The sequence below is a fragment of the Chryseobacterium sp. CS2K3 genome (assembly GCF_059515185.1).
This window is the reverse complement of the sequence record NZ_JCAKRW010000001.1, coordinates 333,346-351,408: the sequence shown is the minus strand read 5'-3', so window position 1 is coordinate 351,408 and position 18,063 is coordinate 333,346. Positions and strand designations below refer to the sequence as shown.

Annotated in this window: 20 protein-coding genes; 6 read left to right on the top strand and 14 right to left on the bottom strand. The window is 34.8% G+C overall.

Translation table 11 applies throughout. From position 1 onward, the window contains the following. The first annotated feature begins 161 nt into the window (after positions 1-161). The 5 genes from AC5YGG_RS01610 (at position 162) to AC5YGG_RS01590 (ending at position 6,075) form a co-directional block, all read left to right on the top strand. Positions 162-647: a cupin domain-containing protein gene (locus AC5YGG_RS01610; RefSeq protein WP_496142672.1), complete on the top strand. Its 486-nt coding sequence runs from the start codon at positions 162-164 to the stop codon at positions 645-647. Between the two features lie 156 nt (positions 648-803). Next, complete coding sequence (locus AC5YGG_RS01605) at positions 804-2,495, top strand: DUF6909 family protein (protein WP_496142671.1); 1,692 nt, start codon at positions 804-806, stop codon at positions 2,493-2,495. 313 nt (positions 2,496-2,808) lie between these two features. After that, positions 2,809-4,647 (top strand): M1 family metallopeptidase, encoded by a 1,839-nt coding sequence (locus tag AC5YGG_RS01600; protein ID WP_496142670.1) that lies wholly within the window; start codon positions 2,809-2,811, stop codon positions 4,645-4,647. 103 nt (positions 4,648-4,750) lie between these two features. After that, complete coding sequence (locus AC5YGG_RS01595) at positions 4,751-5,509, top strand: type III pantothenate kinase (protein ID WP_496142669.1); 759 nt, start codon at positions 4,751-4,753, stop codon at positions 5,507-5,509. Positions 5,510-5,538: 29 nt separating this feature from the next. Continuing rightward, positions 5,539-6,075, top strand: coding sequence for a GNAT family N-acetyltransferase (locus tag AC5YGG_RS01590; RefSeq protein WP_496142668.1), 537 nt, complete (start codon positions 5,539-5,541; stop codon positions 6,073-6,075). A 119-nt stretch (positions 6,076-6,194) separates the two neighbouring features. On the opposite strand, the gene AC5YGG_RS01585 is transcribed toward AC5YGG_RS01590, so the two are convergent. The 11 genes from AC5YGG_RS01585 to AC5YGG_RS01535 form a co-directional block, all read right to left on the bottom strand. Further along, on the bottom strand, positions 6,195-6,386 hold the full coding sequence (locus AC5YGG_RS01585; protein ID WP_496142667.1) for a hypothetical protein: 192 nt from the start codon (positions 6,384-6,386) through the stop codon (positions 6,195-6,197). An 88-nt stretch (positions 6,387-6,474) separates the two neighbouring features. Next, on the bottom strand, positions 6,475-6,906 hold the full coding sequence (locus AC5YGG_RS01580) for a nucleoside deaminase (RefSeq protein WP_496142666.1): 432 nt from the start codon (positions 6,904-6,906) through the stop codon (positions 6,475-6,477). A 7-nt stretch (positions 6,907-6,913) separates the two neighbouring features. Then, positions 6,914-7,429, bottom strand: coding sequence for a hypothetical protein (locus AC5YGG_RS01575; RefSeq protein WP_496142665.1), 516 nt, complete (start codon positions 7,427-7,429; stop codon positions 6,914-6,916). 163 nt (positions 7,430-7,592) lie between these two features. Continuing rightward, a complete protein-coding gene (locus tag AC5YGG_RS01570) occupies positions 7,593-8,513 on the bottom strand; it encodes a helix-turn-helix transcriptional regulator (protein WP_496142664.1) in 921 nt (306 codons plus the stop codon). Positions 8,514-8,651: 138 nt separating this feature from the next. Then, entirely contained in the window at positions 8,652-8,942 is a 291-nt protein-coding gene (locus AC5YGG_RS01565; RefSeq protein WP_496142663.1) for a hypothetical protein, read from the bottom strand. Positions 8,943-8,991: 49 nt separating this feature from the next. After that, complete coding sequence (locus AC5YGG_RS01560) at positions 8,992-9,546, bottom strand: hypothetical protein (protein ID WP_496142662.1); 555 nt, start codon at positions 9,544-9,546, stop codon at positions 8,992-8,994. A gap of 12 nt (positions 9,547-9,558) precedes the next feature. Then, positions 9,559-9,741, bottom strand: a complete 183-nt coding sequence (locus AC5YGG_RS01555; protein ID WP_496142661.1) for a hypothetical protein — start codon at positions 9,739-9,741, stop codon at positions 9,559-9,561. Positions 9,742-9,775: 34 nt separating this feature from the next. Beyond that, complete coding sequence (locus AC5YGG_RS01550; RefSeq protein ID WP_496142660.1) at positions 9,776-10,132, bottom strand: hypothetical protein; 357 nt, start codon at positions 10,130-10,132, stop codon at positions 9,776-9,778. Between the two features lie 327 nt (positions 10,133-10,459). Then, entirely contained in the window at positions 10,460-10,708 is a 249-nt protein-coding gene (locus AC5YGG_RS01545; protein WP_496142659.1) for a hypothetical protein, read from the bottom strand. A gap of 155 nt (positions 10,709-10,863) precedes the next feature. After that, positions 10,864-11,901: a patatin-like phospholipase family protein gene (locus AC5YGG_RS01540; RefSeq protein WP_496142658.1), complete on the bottom strand. Its 1,038-nt coding sequence runs from the start codon at positions 11,899-11,901 to the stop codon at positions 10,864-10,866. Positions 11,902-12,200: 299 nt separating this feature from the next. Continuing rightward, positions 12,201-12,701 (bottom strand): M15 family metallopeptidase, encoded by a 501-nt coding sequence (locus AC5YGG_RS01535; protein WP_496142657.1) that lies wholly within the window; start codon positions 12,699-12,701, stop codon positions 12,201-12,203. A gap of 261 nt (positions 12,702-12,962) precedes the next feature. Between AC5YGG_RS01535 and AC5YGG_RS01530 the strand changes: the two genes are divergently transcribed. Beyond that, positions 12,963-14,234 (top strand): Y-family DNA polymerase, encoded by a 1,272-nt coding sequence (locus AC5YGG_RS01530; protein WP_496142656.1) that lies wholly within the window; start codon positions 12,963-12,965, stop codon positions 14,232-14,234. Positions 14,235-14,270: 36 nt separating this feature from the next. On the opposite strand, the gene AC5YGG_RS01525 is transcribed toward AC5YGG_RS01530, so the two are convergent. From AC5YGG_RS01525 to AC5YGG_RS01515, 3 genes are all read right to left on the bottom strand, one after another. Beyond that, positions 14,271-14,882: a YdeI/OmpD-associated family protein gene (locus tag AC5YGG_RS01525; protein ID WP_496142655.1), complete on the bottom strand. Its 612-nt coding sequence runs from the start codon at positions 14,880-14,882 to the stop codon at positions 14,271-14,273. 5 nt (positions 14,883-14,887) lie between these two features. Then, positions 14,888-16,021, bottom strand: a complete 1,134-nt coding sequence (locus AC5YGG_RS01520; protein ID WP_496142654.1) for a serine hydrolase domain-containing protein — start codon at positions 16,019-16,021, stop codon at positions 14,888-14,890. 212 nt (positions 16,022-16,233) lie between these two features. Beyond that, the gene (locus AC5YGG_RS01515) at positions 16,234-17,775 is read right to left on the bottom strand and encodes a glycine--tRNA ligase (RefSeq protein WP_496142653.1); all 1,542 of its coding nucleotides are present in this window, start codon (positions 17,773-17,775) and stop codon (positions 16,234-16,236) included. Positions 17,776-18,063: the final 288 nt, after the last annotated feature.

Genomic DNA, 18,063 nt, shown 5'->3' with positions numbered 1-18,063 from the left:
TGTATTTCTATTAAATAAGAGTGAAAGTATAAATGATGTGTATTTTGATGTTAAATTTTGTGTAAATGTAATTTTTTATTAGCCTTTTTTTACCTTAGAATGTCTCTTTTAAATTAGAAAAGAGATAAAGAGCCACAATTGTTAAATTAAAATTATTAGTTATGTCACAAAATAAAAATACCGTTATTGCGAGGAATGCAGGAGAAGGTAAGATATATGAATATTACAATACTTCAATTGAGGAGGTGTTATCTATGGCAGAAACAGGACAGATGAGTTTAATGAGAATCACAATGATTCCACATACTGCGCCATCTCTCCATGTTCATACTCATGAAGATGAATTCTGGATTGTCATTTCAGGAAAAGTGCGATTCTGGTTTGGTGGAGACTCGTTGGAAAGCTGCATTACCCGTGATGTAGGACCTGGCGGTGTTGTATTCGGTCCGAGACTGGTATCTCATACTTTTGATACAATTACTCCAACGAGTGAAATTCTTATTGGAGCAAATCCAGGAAATATAGAGGCTTATTTTTATGGTATCGGTAAAGATACTGAACGTAAAGATGAAGAACATTCGGATTTGCTTGGTGAATTTGGTGTAACGATCATTGACCGAGCTCCGGATTTACATGGAGAAAGCTAATGAATGGTGATCTTCTCATCATCTTAACTAAGGGTAATGAGAGGTATTTCTTATTTTTTTCCTAAATGAATATGTTGCTTGTATAACCTATTGAAAGTTAAGAATACTTAAAATAAATTGGACGAAGATTTTGTATATTTGTGTGAAATTTATTTTATGACAAATTCTAGAGCAAGAGAAACAACAGAGGCTATTGAAAGACTATACATCTCTATGAGACACCTTTTTTATAGAGGATTTTTCAAGCCGGCAGGGGTTTCAGGAGAAAGTATCAGAAGCTTGTTGAAAACCATTAATCCGGAAATTTATGGGACCATGAATATCCCAAGCAAACTTGAGCTTGATGGTTTAATGTATGTATTGGACAGGCTTCCGGAAGGAATTGAAGAATGTGCTTTTATTCATCTTACATCAGATGAGGGGTTTGATAAAGGAAGTTTCGAACCTATTGTTCCGAAGAAAAGAAGAAGAAACTGTTATAGAATAGACGAACACCAGATGAATATAGAAGTTCTTTTGGGACGTTCTGAAATTTATGACATTCTTACCCACCTTACATTCCTATTTATAGAAGCTGATAAAATCCGTAACCTGGCATTCATTCAAGATGAAAACTGGAAGCCTACGCGTGCTTTCAAAATTATTGAAGAGGTGGTAAAGGGAGAAAAAAAATTCAGCAGAAAAGAAAAAGAAGTGGCGTTGATTCACCTTTCATCTTTAATAGGAAGATCGTTTGATGAAACCTTAAGAGCTTATAATACTTTTGGTGATGATAATAACCCTGATCGTTTATTCAAAATTATCTACAACCTTGGTAAGGTAAGTCTTGAAGATGCTAAAGGAGCAAGAGAAAGAGAAATTTATTTCAGTGCTATATTAAAAGAAAGAGTAGGACATCACTATTTTGGTGAAAAATGGGCAAATAAAGTAAAGGAAGTTTTATTTGAGAATAATCTTCATATGCGTCCGCTGCATATCATTTCTGCTAATATGCACTCTGTAAAAAATATGCTGTATGCTAATGAAGCTCTTAAAAAGAAGCATCATCATGAAGTGGATTATAAGCTGTATGAAGAAATTTCAAATAAGAAAGACCTTCGTGATAAAGTATTGAAATATGCTTTGGATGAAGGAATGATTTATATTGCAGATAAAAGTGGAAGTAATATTGATGTTCAGATCATTGACCTGAGTAAGACGGACCTGAAAAATACTCCATTTGCAGATTGTAAGTTTTCCGGAGATGATGTTGTAATGGTATTTGACTATGCATTCGGAGAGCAGGCTTTTGAAGTAATGGATGAGTTGTTGAAACCTTTTGAAAATAAAGGCGAAGTATATATGATGCATGTAAAATCTGTATCCATTATGGGGAAAGCAGGAATTCTTACAGGAGAAAAAGGAGACATCATGATCCCGACTTCCCACATCTTTGAAGGAACAGCAGATAACTATCCTTTTGAAAATGCATTGAAGCTTGATGATTTTGAAGATGATGAACTGAAAGCTTTTGAAGGTCCTATGATCACTGTTTTAGGAACATCACTTCAGAATAAGGATATTCTTTCTTACTTTATGAATACTTCTTGGAGAGCTATTGGTCTTGAAATGGAAGGAGCACATTATCAGAAAGCGATTCAGGTTGCTTCTAAAATCAGACATCATATCTCACCGGATCTGTTTGTTTGCTATGCTTATTATGCTTCGGATAATCCTTTGGAAACAGGAAGTACATTATCTTCAGGAGGTTTAGGTCTTACAGGAGTGAAACCAACCTATCTGATCACTTTAAGAATTCTTGAAAAAATCTTAAGAAGCGGGAAAAAAGAAGTTTCTGCTAAGAAATAATCTTTAATCTCGTATTATAAAATATAATCTCAGCTGTTTTTTTACAGTTGAGGTTTTTTATTTTAAAAATATCCTTGTCAAGGTTTAAAACCTTGACAAGGCTGTTACGAGCTGCCAAAATACCAGACTTAAAAACCTTAGTAATACAATAATCCCATGAAAACTACTTATGGAAAATTGTTTTACGGTTCATTTAACAAAATAAAAAAAACAGTATCTAAAAACCATATTAAACAGGATAAAATCCTCACATAACTCCCCATTTGAGGGTTTTGTTTAAAATACCTACCTTTAGAAAAAAATAAAATTTTAAATGAGAAAATCGGCTGCAATCATTTTTGCGTTTATCATTTCACAATTTCATGCTCAGCAAGGAGCTTATTATCAGCAGGCTGCGAAGTACAAGATGGAGATTGATGTCAATGCTGAAAAATTTACCTACCAGGGAAAACAAACTTTAGAATACACCAACAATTCACCTGATGAGCTGAATGTGGTATATTTTCACCTGTATTGGAATGCTTTTAAGCCTAATTCAATGATGGATCAGAGGGTGTCTTCCCAAGGGAAAAATGGTGACGGAAGGTTGCAAAAAAACGGGATCTCAACATTGTCTTCTATTCCTAAAGATCAGGAAGGAGCTCAAAATATCCACTGGATCAAACAGAATGGTAAGGATCTGAAATTTGAAGTTCAGGAAACCATTATGAAAGTTTATCTGGCGGAGCCTATCAAGCCAAATTCTACAACAACTTTTACCATGGATTGGGATGCTGTAATTCCTCAGCAGATCAGAAGAAGTGGAAGAAACAACAGAGAAGGTGTGGATATGACGATGACACAATGGTATCCAAAAATTTCAGAATATGATTATGACGGATGGGCTACTTTTGATTATTTGGGAAGAGAATTTCATGCTCCGTTCTCAGATTTTGATGTCACGATTAAAATTAACAAAGACTATGTAGTAGGAGCAGGAGGAATTCTTGAAAATCCTACAGAAGTAAAAGGATATGATGCGGCTGCTAAAATCAAAACGGAAAAAGATAAAAAAGCAACCTGGAAATGGACTGCCAAAAATATTCTTGATTTTGCATGGAGCGCAGACAGGGATTATTCTGTGGAAAGCTTCAATGTTCCGGAAGGACCGAAAGTATATTTAGTATATCAGAAAAACGATAAAACTAAGGTTTGGGGTGAAGCTCAGCCTTATATCACTAAATATTTCCAGATCATGAACAGTCATTTTGGTAAATATGTATATCCTACTTATGCTTTCATCCAGGGAGGAGATGGAGGAATGGAGTACGGAATGTGTACCATGATCCTTGGAGAATCTAAAAATATTAAGGACCTGATGGGGCTAATGGCTCATGAAGGTTCTCACTCATGGTATCAGCAGATGCTTGCTACTAATGAATCTGTACGTCCCTGGATGGATGAAGGTTTTACAAGCTATGCAGAAGGTTACACGATGTACCAGCTGTTTCCTGAACAATTACCCAATCCTTTTGTTGAAAGATTGAATGCTTACCGAAACTTTGTTAAAAAAGGAATCGAAGAGCCTGCAGTATGGCTAGGAGATCATCATGACAACGGAACGTCTTATACTTATTCCACATATGTAAAAGGAGAATTGTACCTTGTACAGTTAGGCTACATTATGGGTGAGCAAAATCTTGCCGAAACATTAAAGCAATATTATGATCAATGGAGTATGAAACATCCTTCAGACAGAGATTTTCTTCATATTGCCCAGAAAGTTTCGGGGATGGATTTGAAATGGTTTCACAATTACTGGATCAATACAACCAAAACAATTGATTACGGAATTAAAGATGTAAAATACGATGATAAGTCTACAACTATTACATTGATCAATAAAGGACAGGTTCCAATGCCTATTGACTTCAGCGTAATGACTAAGGATAAAAAAGTGGTTACTTATCAGATTCCATTAAATATGACCCATACATGGAAAGAAAAAGATGTCTATGGTGAGTTTAAAACAATGCCTTACTGGGCTTGGACACAGAAGGAATATACCATTACAGTTCCTTATACAAAATCTCAGTTAGCCGTATTAGGAATAGATTTCAGCCAGAGAATTGCTGATGTAAATCCTGAGGATAACTTTGTAGAAGTAAAATAAAAAGATAAACATAGAGATAAAAGGAGTATTTAGAAGTACTCCTTTTATTTTTTTATAAATTTGGGATTCAAATTTTTTCAAATCATAGCCTGCTAAAATATAAATGAATTCAATTGTAATAAACGTAGGAAACAGTAATATCAGATTTGGTCTTTTTAATGGCGATAATTGTGATATTTCCTGGGTAATCAACACGAAGCCTTACAGAACGGCTGATGAACTGTATGTACAGATGCTGATGCTTTATCAGACCTATAAGATAGAGCCTAAAGAAATTGATAAAGTAATTATCGGATCTGTGGTACCTCAGCTTACCAAAGTAATGAGCTCAGGAATTAAGAAGATTCACGGTATTACTCCGGTTATTGTTGACAGAACTACTCCGTCAGCTGTGGTGGCAAAATCAAAGCAGATGGGAACAGATATCTATGCCAATCTTGTAGCCGCTCATAATCTGTATCCTAATAAAAAGAAAATCGTTATTGATTTCGGTACCGCTCTTACTGCAAGCTGTGTTGCTGAAACAGGAGAAACATTAGGGGTGATCATCGCTCCCGGAATTGTAACTTCTTTAAACTCTCTCATCAGCCAAACGGCACAACTTCCGGAAATAGAGCTTAAAAAACCAAAAACAGTTTTAGGATTAGATACCGTTACCTGCATGCAAAGCGGAATGGTGTATGGTTTCCTGGGAATGGTAGAAGGATTTATTGATCGTATTAACGATGAGGTGAATGAAGACTGCTTCGTTGTAGCGACAGGAGGAGTTTCACATGTTTATAAACCATTGACGGATAAAATTCATGTGATGGATAGACTCCACACTCTGAAAGGACTTTATTTCCTTGGAAAGGATTTATAAGCATCTTCATTAATATTAACATGAATATCATGCAAGAATTAACCGAATTTCCAAAAATAGAAACTGAAAGACTTGTTCTCTCTCAATTGGAAGAAAAAGATATTCCTTTCATCGTTGAGCTTTTACAACATAGAATTTTTTCAGATCTTACCTCCAATATTCCTTATCCTTATACTGAGGATGATGCAAAATTTTGGCTGAAAATGGCGGATGAAGCCTTTGATGAAAAAAGCGGCTATACTTTTGGAATCCGAAACAAAGAAGAACAGCTTATTGGTGCCATCGGACTTCATGACAGAGAAGATGATAAAGCAGAATTAGGCTACTGGATGGGAATTCCTTACTGGAATAAAGGATACGTTACTGAAGCTGCCAGAGCGATTGTAGAGTTTGGTTTTAAAGAATTACGACTTAATAAAATTTTTGCGACTCATTTCCCTCATAATCCTGCTTCCGGTAAAATTATGGATAAGATAGGAATGGAAAAGGAAGCGCTTTTAAAAGAGCACGTAAAGAAAGATGATGAGTATTTTGATCTCGTCATGTATTCGATCTTTAAAGATTAATTTATATAAGACTTTATAAAAAATGAAAAACAGCCTAAAAAGGCTGTTTTTTTTATCTGCATGGCTGGCATTCTTGCAACTTTTTCATTGTTGTTTAAATGGAATTAGCTTCTTTATCTCTAAAGACCTCCTGTACATGGCTGGCATGCATATTCAGGATTTGGATAGATCCATCCGCCACAACAGTCTGGAATAGGTTCCAATTGGCATCCAAGTTTTCTCTTACCTGTTTCAGGATCTGTGTAAAAACATTGTCCAGGTGCGATACCACCATTGATTTTAGCTGTTTCTTTTCTTGATAACTTTCTCATATTGTTTTAATTTGAATGTATATCAAATGTAATTAATTATTTGATTACTTGTATCTTATTTATTCAATATGTGGTGATGAAAAAAGATTTATCTTTTGCTTTTGAAAAAATTCTTAACAATAGCAGAGCATTCATTTTCCATAACGCCCGTGATTATTTCTGTTTTTGGATGTAAGGAAAGATGTTTGTTTATGAAGCCTCTCTGCTCATCTCTGGCACCAATAACGACCTTTGAAATTTGTGACCATGAAAGAGCGCCGGAACACATGACACATGGCTCCATAGTCACATACAAAGTACAGCCTTTTAAATACTTTCCCCCTAAAAAGTTGGCGGCAGAGGTTATAGCCTGCATTTCTGCATGTGCCGTAACATCATTTAATGTTTCAGTAAGGTTGTGAGCTCTGGCAATAATACGGTTATTGGAAACCACTACACATCCAATGGGAACCTCATCCTGTTCCAAGGCGGCTTCTGCTTCCTGCAGTGCCATTTTCATATAATATTCGTCAGTAAACATAATCAAATCAATCAACCATCGTTAAAGTCAAAGGAATTCTGAAACGGAATCTAGCCGGATCTCCTTTTACCAAAGCTGGAGAAAATTTCTCAGTAATAGAGTAGAGGGCAATCTCTGCCTGTCTGTTGAAGGTGAAATTATCTCCCTGTGCATGAACATTGCTCACGCTTCCATCTTTTTCTACAACGAAAACAACATCTGTTTTCACCGTTTTTAAATCTGAATTTACTCCCTCTACATAAAGCAGATCTGCAACTTCCTGTCTCAAGGTATTCATTCCGCCAGGATAATCGGCAATTTTTTCTACATCATCCGGTTTATCTGTAAGGTTTTGAGGCGTTTTTATCGTTTTCAGGATTTCAAGATCTTCGATATTTCGAACCCTTAATAAAGCTCCAATTAAAGCTGTGTTTTCAATGCTATCCATCTTTTTCATAAAAAAAGCAAAGTCACCTTTAATTGCCTCCTTTTTGAATACATTGTTTTCTGCATCAAATTTTTTCTTGAACTCTTTATTCAGCATGTTTCTATGCTGGTTGTAATAATTTTTTACAACCCGGAACTCTTCTTTCTGCTGCGATAAGCAAAACGAAGAAATAATACAGCAAATACAAATGAATAAAGTTCTCAATAAAGGTATATTTATGTAAATATACTTAAAAAATGTGAGAAATATTTGAGATATATTAGCTTTCCAGATAACGGTTTAGGGATTCCTGAAGATGGTTTCGGATATCGTCAACTAAAGTTTTAGGCTCCAGAACAGTTACTTCTTTTCCATAAGAAAGGATCTCCTGCATAAAGTCATAAGTAGGATGCAGGAAAAATTCGAAATAGATCTCTTCCGGGGTTTCTTTAGTTTCTTTTTGCGACTGGTGAAGAGGAAAGCTTCTTATATATTCACCTTGATGACGGCTGCATTTTAGAACAATATTCTGTGGTTTCTGTTCAGCAAGATTCATCACTCCAAAAGCATTTTTGAAATGTTCTCTGAAATTATACTTATACTTTTCTCTGAACTGATTTTTCGCCACATCCAGATAATTGATTCTGTCTAATCCGAATGATTTTAAAATTTTATCCTTAGTATCAATGGCGATGAGGTACCATCTGTCTTTGGATTCCTTTAAGGCAAGAGGATGAACCTTTCTGGAGGTCATCAATTTGTTTTTATAATTGTAATGCTCAAAGGTGACCACTCTTTTATTACGAATGGAAAAGAACAGATCATAAAAATGCTCTATACCCGTAGGTTTACGGCTTTCAAAGAAAATAAAGTCTGAAAAATCCGGATGAAGATTCAATGCATTGCTTACCTGGAAAGATTCAAGCAGTTTTTGATTGTATTCATCCACTTCCATGATCGGGCGGCTTTCAATATAATACCGGTTATCACCTTTTTTCTTGTTGTGGATAGAAAGATTGAAAAGATCGGAGATCTCACGGATGTCTCTTTGCAAGGTACGGATAGAGTAGCTCTTGATATCCGCATCCTGGAATTCAAAAGAATTTAAAAGATATTCCTCCATCTGCGAATAAGTAGCAGGAGAACTTTCTAATCTTTTAATAATTAAGGCATATCTTGTCAGATAAAAATCTTTCTTCATTTTTCTATTTTTATGTTGCAGCAGAACTGCGTTTCATGGTAAGGTTTTATAAGACAAATATATGCGGTTAATGCGACAAAACGTGTCGTGTTTTATTTTTTGTAGGAAAATATATCTTAAATAATATAGTCCATCTTTTTAATAATAATTTCCATTATTGTCTTTTTTTATTTCATGAATTGAGTGTTTGGACTGTATATACAATGGTTCCCCGGTAATATCTGAAAATACCAAAAAATCAAGTGAATCAAAAACAGGTTCGTTTATAATAACTACCCAGGTATTGATAATTTCTCCAGCGGGTTTGGCTAATTCATCTTTTTCGTTGTATGCCACATTGCTGATATTTCCTTCATTAAAATAAGCAGGGTTTAAATCTTTTAAAACCTTTTTTGCTTTTAATAATATTTTTTCTTTAGTATAATTCATTTTATTTTTAATGATTTAGTCCAGTGATCTAAAAATTGTTGTTATTTACTTATTGTCCATAATCAATAAAAGAATTCTTATCTATAAATAAACGGAAGGTAGCTGGTGTAAGTTCTATTTTTGTGATAGGGCTGTTGGCAATAGTGAGAATTGTTTTATCATGTAAGGTTTCTTCAGTAAATGATTTTCCTTGCAAACCAGTCTTTATTATACTTTTGAATGTTTGTAACGGTTCTGAAAATTCTATGAATAAATTATCCAGATATTCAGTATTGGCGCCAAAGACTGTTTCTACACCATATTTAAAGTCAAACTGAATTTTTTTAATATCTTTTCTTTTAGAAGATTCTTTTTTTGTTTTCATTTCATAATCTACAATTCCTGTCCATAGAGGCAATGGATTAGCATATTTGTTTTTGAAAACTTTGATAATGGTTGTAATTAAATCCGGTAAAGAAGCTTTTAATAATAAATTTTCCAGCTGTTCTTCTTTTTTATAGTTCTCCAGCGTATTAGGGTCATATACTTGCTGATCAAGTGCCGTTAATCTGTATTTTTCAGGAGTAGTATAAAATAAAATTTCTAAATCTTCATCTGTTATCATTATTTCTCGATTTTATAGTTCATCATCATCTTCCCATTCTTCAGCATAGCCATGCTTGGTATAGGTACAATGTACTTCACCTGTTTCTACATCTACAATAACAAATTGAGGGATAGGTTCTTGATAACCTTCAAGATAGTAAGTTACTACAAAAATATTCCTTATCATATCTTCATACTTTCCATAATTAATCATTTTTTGTTCTTCATAATAAATCTCATCTTTCTCATCAATAGAAATATATTCTCTCTTGCGATCTTGTAAGTATTGTTTGACGATTTCTAATGCTTGTTCTTTTGTTATCATAAATTGTATGAATTGGAGTTATTCCCAAAACTCCTGAAAGAAGTTCTTTTCGATTATCATATGCTATAAAGCTTTCATTATTATAATTATCAGTTCCGAATAAGGGATCTTTTGTATTTTCAACACATCCCATTAAAGGAATCACCATAATTCCCTTTTGTAAATACTCAAGTACTTTATCCTTATTACCATCTATCTGAGTATAGCCTGAAATAAGATCAGGAATACTTTCTGATATAGGGAAATCATCATGTTCTTTTATAAATCCAAAATATTTCATATTACCAGAATGATTAAAGGTAGTTTTTATATCGTGAAAGTTATGGTATAAAATCTTATTCCGAGTATAATTTTTACAATGCATTTAGTAAAAATAATAAGCCACAGTAAATCTGTGGCTTATCGGTTATTAGTCAAGGTATTACTCTATCCAATATAAGGAAAGAAGAGAATTGTTATTTTTTAGACATTGTTCTGGCTGTCCAGCATTTTGTGAATGGTGAATTCAAAGGAAATTGAGAATGTTTAATGAGATTGCTTGCGCGGATTATTGAGCTTTCAAGGTATTAGCGGACAGCGCAGAACTTGTCATATTTAGAAAAATATATTAGAATGTTTCTTCTTCAATTACATCATTTTCAAAGTCTTTTCTGAAGAAATTTTCAATGTCATTGAGATAGTTGTCATAATCCATCTCAGCATTTTCGATATCGCTCCACTCGATGGTGTAAAGGTCTTCATTGAAGACTGTGTCGGGATTGTGATCTGGTGTTTTCATGTTTTGTGTTGTGATAGAATGTTGGTTATATTGTGAACGTGCTTTTGGCTGTTCTGCATTAATGAATGGTGTATTCAAATGTTTGTTGAGTTTTTTATGATTACTATTTTGTGACTTATTTATACTCCAAAAGTAGGGGTGTGAAGCGTCAAAACTTGACGTGTTAAAAAAAGATTTTATTTTTTTTATTATAATCTTTAAAGCTTATATTGTGTGTTTATAAGCTGAAAAACTTATATTTTATTTCTGATGAGTTTCTGAACAATTTGGTTCAGTATTTCCCTGTTATCATCAATATAGCTTAATCCGGCTTGTATAAGGTTTTCAATATTAGATCGTCTCACATTATCCATTGCGGGGGAAGCATTTTTCAAAGAAGGATTCAGGCGATAATAATTTTTCTGATTTCTCAAACCTAACGTCTGGAACATTTGAGCCAGTTGATAATCCACTGTTTCCGCATTGGCAGACATCAGGATATCAATAATTGGATTTACCCAGCCTATTTTTCCTGCTTTTTCCAGTTTTTTAAAAGAATAAGGTCTTGCTTCAATTCCTGTTCCTATTGAAATGATAATCATGTCATTAACGCTGGGATGATTCGTTTTCTGATGGTTCTTTAAAACTTCTGCAAAAGGTATTTTTCTTGCCTCGGCATAAGCGCAAAGTGCCGGATTATTCGCAAACATACCGCCATCAATCAGGCTGAAAATCTGTCCGTACATTGATTTGATCTGTACCGGGCTAAAATAAGTTGGTGCTGCTGAAGTAGCTCTGCAAATATCCTTTACATAAAAATTATCAGTGCTGAGATGAGCTTCCCAAGAGTTGAAAAGCTTTGCTCTTCTGTTTTCTATATCATAACTTGTTATTAAACATGGTTTTATTAATTCTTTTAGTTCCAGATTTCCAAAAAAGTCATTCAGATTCTTTTTAAGCGCTTCCTGAGAAATCTTTTCATTCAACAATCCGAATGGATTTACCAGTTTTTCCCAAAAAGAAACCTGGAAGATATCACCGCCTTTTTCAGCGTATAGTTCTAACCCCTTTTGAATAGAATATTTTGCTTTACGCACTTCGTCAGGGCACAGAATGATAGATGCGATCAGACCTCCTGTGCTGCTCCCTGCTACCAAATCAAAATAATCCCCAAGCTTGGCGCTCGGTTTATCATAATACTGGAGCTGTTCCTCTATGTAGCGTAGAATAATACAGGTAATGATTCCTCTTATTCCGCCTCCGTCCAAAGAAAGAATGGTTGTCTTTTTCATGTGATATTTTTAAATTGTTTTTTAAGAATACATGTAATATGTGAGCAATGGATCTGTTGTTTATCAAAAAATATTTTATTTTAAACAGTTGATTTTCATTGTCTTTTGGTTGTTTTCTTATAAATCAAAGATAGGACGGAGAAGCGACAGAACTTGACGTATTATATAAATTCAATTAAAATTTTTTAAAAAAAGAGCCTTGAAAATGAATAGTTTACATATTAAGTTTAGGAATTCTTAATGTGTTTTTTTCGGATAAAATTAAGCTGCGAATAGAGACTGCTGCCGGTTTGGTTTTATCATAAGATAACATATCCGGATTGATCTCTGGTCATCTTGATAAGTGTTCTCCAATTGGTTTTTACCACTCCTTTTTTGGATGGAATATGTTTTTTTTCAAAATGAGGTAAGTCTTTGAAGGTCTTCCAGTTTCCACCCCAGTCCCAGCCGTGTTTTGCGAAGATTTTTACACATTCATACCAATCGGCAACTTTATCATTATCCCAGTCTTTTACAGTGTCCCAGCTTGCTGTTTTTCCGTCAATCATTAAGCAGATATCCACGGCAAGCCCATAATTATGAATGCCTTGCCCGGCTTTTGCATTTGTTACCTTTTTTCCTGAAGTAATTCTTCCGATGGCATACAGTTTTTCCTGCTCCTCAAAAGATCTTAATCCTTGGGTAATTCTGATCTTTGCTCTTCCTGTAAGTGCTTCGTCACATTCCTTAATAATTTGCTTCATTTCGTCCCTTACAAACGGATGTAGTTTCTGAATTCTTTCGAGTGTTACTTTGTCCATATTTTTTACTTTAAAACAAAAGTAGGAGCGGAAAGCGTCAAAAATTGTCGTGTTTTAAAAAAAATGATTGAGAAAAAAATAATTTTTAAGGAAATGTTTTTGAAAACAAAGCTATATGGCTAATGCGACAAAAGGTGTCGTATTTTAAAATATTATTTATTTGTTTTTCAGATTGTTAAATCTAATGTTAAAAATTAAGCAAAAGAAGATTTTATTCTTTAAAAGCAATAATTTTGTACAAATATTTCTAATACGATTATCATGTATGCGCTGGTAGATTGCAATAACTTTTTTGTTTCCTGTGAAAGGACTTTGTATCCTGAGCTTGAAGGCAAACCTGTTGTGGTTCTTTCGAACAACGATGGATGCGTCGTGTCCAGAAGTAAAGAAGCGAAAGATTTAGGAATTCCGATGGCAGCACCTGCTTTCAAATATAAAGAGCTTTTTAAACAGTATGATGTGAAGAGCTTTTCTGCAAAATTTGAACTTTATAATTACAAAAGTCAGAGAGTCATTGATATTGCCAGATCTTATGTGCTAGATTATGAAGTTTATAGTATAGACGAGCTATTTCTCGATCTTACCGGTTTTAAATATATAGACATTCACGAGTATTGTCTTAAAATTAAAGATGAGATTTTAGAAAAAGAAAATATCCCTGTAAGTATAGGAATCGCTCCCAGTAAAACGCTGTGTAAAGTTGCCAATAGGATTGTGAAGGATTTTCCGAAACAATGTAATGGTGTTTATATTATGGATACTCCTGAGAAAATAGAAAAAGCACTGAAATGGCTTAACATAGAAGATGTGTGGGGAATAGGACGAAAACTGGCAGTAAAAATGAATGACAGTGGAGTATACAAAGCCTGGGATCTTCTTCAGAAGCCGGAAATGTGGGTGCGAAAAATTATGGGTATTCATGGAGTAAGGATGTTGAATGAATTAAAAGGAATTCGTCAGCTGGATCTGGATGCTCCGTCACCTAAAAAATCAATTGCAGTTACCAGAAGTTTTATGGAAATGCTTACCGATAAAGAAGCCGTTCGGGAAAGGGTAGAAACCTTTGGAATGTATTGCTCGGAAAGATTACGAAAACAGAATACCTGTTGTAAAATGATTACGGTATTTGTACAAACCAACCGCTTCAGAAAGGATCTCCCGGAATACAGAAATGCAAAGACTCAGATCTTGCCCAATCCTACAAACTCTTCAATCTTGATAGGAAGAGTAGTCAATGAACTTTTTGAAGCTATTTATGAAGACGGATTTCATTATAAAAGAGCCGGAGTTATGGTAAATGATTTTGTTCCGGAAGATCAGAGACAGATCAGTCTTTTTGAGGAGGATATTCAAAATCAGCACCTTCCCGTGATGAAAGCAATGGATGCTATGAATCGCAAATTCGGAAAAGATAAAGTCCGTTTGGGAAGTATGAGCGGTGAGAATACTTTCGGACGTGCTCAGCTATCACCAGAATATGAAGCTTTCTTAAAAAATAATACTTTACCTGAGGCGAATTTTAGATTTCATTAAAGGATGTTCTGATTATACACTCCTCAAAACTAGAATTTACTTTTTCTCATACTTCCAGTTTCTTCCTTTACCTTCAGCAATCCATTCTAAAGCCTGGTCCATTCTTTTATTTCTGGTGGCTTCTGTTTTTGCTTCTGTTATCCAGTTGATATATTCTTTTCTGAAAGATGGAGAAGCTTTTTCGAAAACTTCCAATGTTTTTGGTTGTGTCTTTAATGCAGATAAAAAGTAGCCGGGAATTTCTACCTCTGTTTTAGAGGGAGCCGCTTTTTTCATAGTTACTCCCATATCCGTAAGTTCCATAGCTTCTTTGATTGCTTTTTTTAGCTGAGTTTTTGATGGAAGATCTTCTGTTTTTGTGATTTTTCCCAGACTAAACATAGAATTCTTTTCAATATCCTGAGTTATTTCCTGCATGGTTTTCATTTCTTTTTCCAGCCAGAATCCAAAGGTACAATGTTGTTTGAATGATGCCATAGCACAAAGATTTTTTCCTTTATACGTAAAGTGTGGAAAACTCCATTTCATTGTTTCTTCTGCATCAGGACAAAACTCATGAACGGTCTCCCGAATATAAGAGAGAATAGGCTTTGCAAAATCCTGAGATTTTTCAATATAAGTATCTATTTTGGGACTGTATTTATCCATGCTTTTTATTGGAATAATTGAACGGTTTCATTGACAAGAAATTTTACCTGATCCGGTCTTCCTCTGTCGTTTTTCGGATTATTGGCATAGCTTCCGGTTTTTACAATGACCATATCATGTTCCGGAGCTATAATGATGTACTGACCTTGTAGTCCAAGGAAATAATAATGTTTGATGGGATTGTCATGATTAATCCAAAGTCCCATCCCGTAAATATTTTCAGATTTCTCAGTTGGAGTTCGCATTTGCTCAATAAAATCAGCATTAAGAATTTGCTCTTCTCCCACTTTTCCATTGTCCAGAAACAATTGTCCCAACTTTGCAAAATCTCTTGCATTAGAATGAATACAGCAATAGGTTTTTTCCATTCCATAATTGTCAGTGCTCCATTTAGCATTCTGTTCCATTCCTAAGGGAATCCAGAATTTTTCGGATAAATAGTCTGATAACGATTGTTTTAATGCTTTTTTCAATGCAAATCCAAGAAGCTGGGTAGATCCGCTTTGATATTCGAATCGGGTTCCCGGTTTTTCTTTGAATTTTCTTGAAAATACTGCTTTTACAAGGTTTTTTCCATAATAAGCTCTGGCGTTGGGAAGAAAAGGACTGTTGTAATTTTCATCCCAATCAAGACCGGCTTCCATTTGGGCTAAGTTTTTTAATGTGACCTCATTGCCCAATGGTTTTTCTTTAAACTCAGCATAAAAATCTGAAAGCTTTTCATCAATACCATGAATAATTCCTTCTTCAATGGCTTTGCCCAAAAGCATTACTGTCACCGCCTTTGCCATGGAAAAAGAATTGGTCTGGGAAAGCTGATTATATCCGTCCCAGTATTGCTCATGAAGGATTTTACCATTTTTAATAATAACAAATGCTGCTGTTTTGGCGTGTTTTAAATCTTCAACTAAATGTTTCGGTAATTCTTTTTTGTTATACTCTGAATCCTCTTCCCAAAGTTTTGGAGATGCAGTGATAATAGGATTGCTGGGAAAAAGGTCGCCGTCATCAATATAAGCACTTGATTTTCCTTTAAGGTAAGTTTTGGAAATGCCACTGAATAAGTAATCATATCCAAAAAAATAAGCCGCTGCTGCTCCGGCTACAGCGCCTCCTATCATGTACTTCAGTATTCTCATATGTTGTGATTCGGGTCTCTAACAAATTTAGAATAATTTGGTTATAAAAATTAAAATGAACCGACAAATAAATTATTTTTATTTCGTGAATGAGAAATTGTATGGAAAGAGATGATTAGAGATGATGTGAGGTAACAAAAATTTTGATACTCAAAAAACTGAAAATTGTTGATAGAAACATAAAAACGCCCTGAATTTCAGGGCGTTTTTGTTTATATTTTAGAAAGTAAATTTCTGAAGTTGGTTTTCTCATCAATGATTCTTCTCAACTCTGAAACAGGAACTCTTTCCTGCTGCATCGTATCTCTGTCTCTGATGGTTACTGTATGATCCGTTAATGAATCATGATCTACTGTGATACAGTATGGGGTACCGATGGCATCCTGTCTTCTGTAACGTTTTCCGATGGCATCTTTCTCTTCATAGAATAAGTTGAAATCATATTTCAGATCATTGAAGATATTCTCTGCATATTCCGCTAAACCATCTTTCTTCATCAATGGAAGAATAGCGGCTTTAATAGGTGCTAAAGCAGGAGGTAAAGATAAAACTGTTCTTTCTGAACCGTCTTCCAATACTTCGTCCTTCAGACAGTGAGAGAAAATAGAAAGGAATAATCTGTCTAAACCTACCGATGTTTCCACTACATAAGGTACATAGTTTTCATTTCTTTCTGGATCGAAGAACTGAAGTTTTCTTCCTGAATGCTTTTCGTGAGCTTTCAAATCGAAATCAGTTCTTGAGTGAATTCCTTCCAGTTCTTTAAATCCGAATGGGAAGTTGAATTCAATATCAGCAGCAGCATTTGCATAGTGAGCTAATTTCTCATGATCATGGAATCTGTAATTGTCATTTCCTAACCCTAATGCTAAGTGCCAGTTCAGGCGCTTTTGTTTCCACTGCTCATAGAATTCAAGTTCTGTACCAGGAGCTACAAAGAACTGCATTTCCATTTGCTCAAATTCACGCATTCTGAAGATAAACTGTCGTGCCACAATCTCATTTCTGAACGCCTTACCAATCTGTGCAATACCGAAAGGAAGTCTGTGACGTGAAGTTTTCTGAACATTTAAGTAATTCACAAAAATACCCTGTGCCGTTTCCGGTCTTAGGTAAAGATCCATAGCACTGTCAGCAGAAGCACCAAGCTTAGTTCCGAACATTAGGTTGAACTGTCTTACTTCCGTCCAGTTTTTAGAACCTGTATCTGGATCAGCAATTTCAAGCTCTTCAATCAAAGCTTTCACATCCGCAAGATCTTCATTTTCTAAAGACTTTGCCAATCTTGAAAGAATAGCCTCTCTTTTCGCTCTGTATTCCAGAATTTTTGGGTTCGTAGCTACAAATTGATCTTTATCGAAAGCGTCCCCGAATCTCTTCGCTGCTTTTTCAATTTCCTTATTCTCTTTATCTTCAATTTTAGCACAGTAATCCTCTACCAAAACGTCTGCTCTGAAACGTTTTTTAGAATCTTTATTATCAATCAATGGATCGTTGAAAGCATCTACGTGTCCTGATGCCTTCCATGTTGTAGGGTGCATAAGGATTGCCGAATCAATACCCACAATATTTTCGTTAAGCTGTACCATAGCTTTCCACCAGTATTGTTTGATATTATTTTTAAGTTCAGCCCCGTTCTGTCCATAATCATAAACAGCGGATAAACCATCATAGATCTCACTGGAAGGGAAAATAAACCCATATTCTTTAGCGTGAGAAATTACTTTCTTGAAAACATCTTCTTGCTTTGCCATAATTTTTTTACGTCTGATGTGCAAAAATATGAATTTGGATTCCAAAATCATGAAATTCAATAAAAAAAGCTATTAATAATACGATAAACAGTCTGATTTTCGTTTTTTAGGAGCCGGGAACCTGCTTTCGCTACTCGCTTTTTGTGGGTTTCGGCGGCGGCAAAGCCGCCGCCGAAACCCACAAAAGAGCTCAGACATACCGCTCAATCAGGGCTATTGACTTCTGCACCTCTACAAATCTAACGGGTTTCTTAAACCCGTTAGGTTTAGAATAAATATAATCCCTTA

Excerpts from the sequence above, each read along its gene's own strand:
- AC5YGG_RS01575 (WP_496142665.1), bottom strand. The coding sequence starts at position 7,429 with ATGCTGAATAAAGAGTTCAAGAAAAAATTTGATGCAGAAAACAATGTA.
- AC5YGG_RS01555 (WP_496142661.1), bottom strand. The coding sequence starts at position 9,741 with ATGATTAATTATGGAAAGTATGAAGATATGATAAGGAATATTTTTGTA.
- AC5YGG_RS01595 (WP_496142669.1), top strand. The coding sequence starts at position 4,751 with ATGAATTCAATTGTAATAAACGTAGGAAACAGTAATATCAGATTTGGT.
- AC5YGG_RS01605 (WP_496142671.1), top strand. The coding sequence starts at position 804 with ATGACAAATTCTAGAGCAAGAGAAACAACAGAGGCTATTGAAAGACTA.
- AC5YGG_RS01570 (WP_496142664.1), bottom strand. The coding sequence starts at position 8,513 with ATGAAGAAAGATTTTTATCTGACAAGATATGCCTTAATTATTAAAAGA.
- AC5YGG_RS01540 (WP_496142658.1), bottom strand. The coding sequence starts at position 11,901 with ATGAAAAAGACAACCATTCTTTCTTTGGACGGAGGCGGAATAAGAGGA.
- AC5YGG_RS01590 (WP_496142668.1), top strand. The coding sequence starts at position 5,539 with ATGCAAGAATTAACCGAATTTCCAAAAATAGAAACTGAAAGACTTGTT.
- AC5YGG_RS01515 (WP_496142653.1), bottom strand. The coding sequence starts at position 17,775 with ATGGCAAAGCAAGAAGATGTTTTCAAGAAAGTAATTTCTCACGCTAAA.
- AC5YGG_RS01530 (WP_496142656.1), top strand. The coding sequence starts at position 12,963 with ATGTATGCGCTGGTAGATTGCAATAACTTTTTTGTTTCCTGTGAAAGG.
- AC5YGG_RS01560 (WP_496142662.1), bottom strand. The coding sequence starts at position 9,546 with ATGATAACAGATGAAGATTTAGAAATTTTATTTTATACTACTCCTGAA.
- AC5YGG_RS01580 (WP_496142666.1), bottom strand. The coding sequence starts at position 6,906 with ATGTTTACTGACGAATATTATATGAAAATGGCACTGCAGGAAGCAGAA.
- AC5YGG_RS01550 (WP_496142660.1), bottom strand. The coding sequence starts at position 10,132 with ATGAAATATTTTGGATTTATAAAAGAACATGATGATTTCCCTATATCA.
- AC5YGG_RS01535 (WP_496142657.1), bottom strand. The coding sequence starts at position 12,701 with ATGGACAAAGTAACACTCGAAAGAATTCAGAAACTACATCCGTTTGTA.
- AC5YGG_RS01610 (WP_496142672.1), top strand. The coding sequence starts at position 162 with ATGTCACAAAATAAAAATACCGTTATTGCGAGGAATGCAGGAGAAGGT.
- AC5YGG_RS01520 (WP_496142654.1), bottom strand. The coding sequence starts at position 16,021 with ATGAGAATACTGAAGTACATGATAGGAGGCGCTGTAGCCGGAGCAGCA.
- AC5YGG_RS01565 (WP_496142663.1), bottom strand. The coding sequence starts at position 8,942 with ATGAATTATACTAAAGAAAAAATATTATTAAAAGCAAAAAAGGTTTTA.
- AC5YGG_RS01585 (WP_496142667.1), bottom strand. The coding sequence starts at position 6,386 with ATGAGAAAGTTATCAAGAAAAGAAACAGCTAAAATCAATGGTGGTATC.
- AC5YGG_RS01525 (WP_496142655.1), bottom strand. The coding sequence starts at position 14,882 with ATGGATAAATACAGTCCCAAAATAGATACTTATATTGAAAAATCTCAG.
- AC5YGG_RS01600 (WP_496142670.1), top strand. The coding sequence starts at position 2,809 with ATGAGAAAATCGGCTGCAATCATTTTTGCGTTTATCATTTCACAATTT.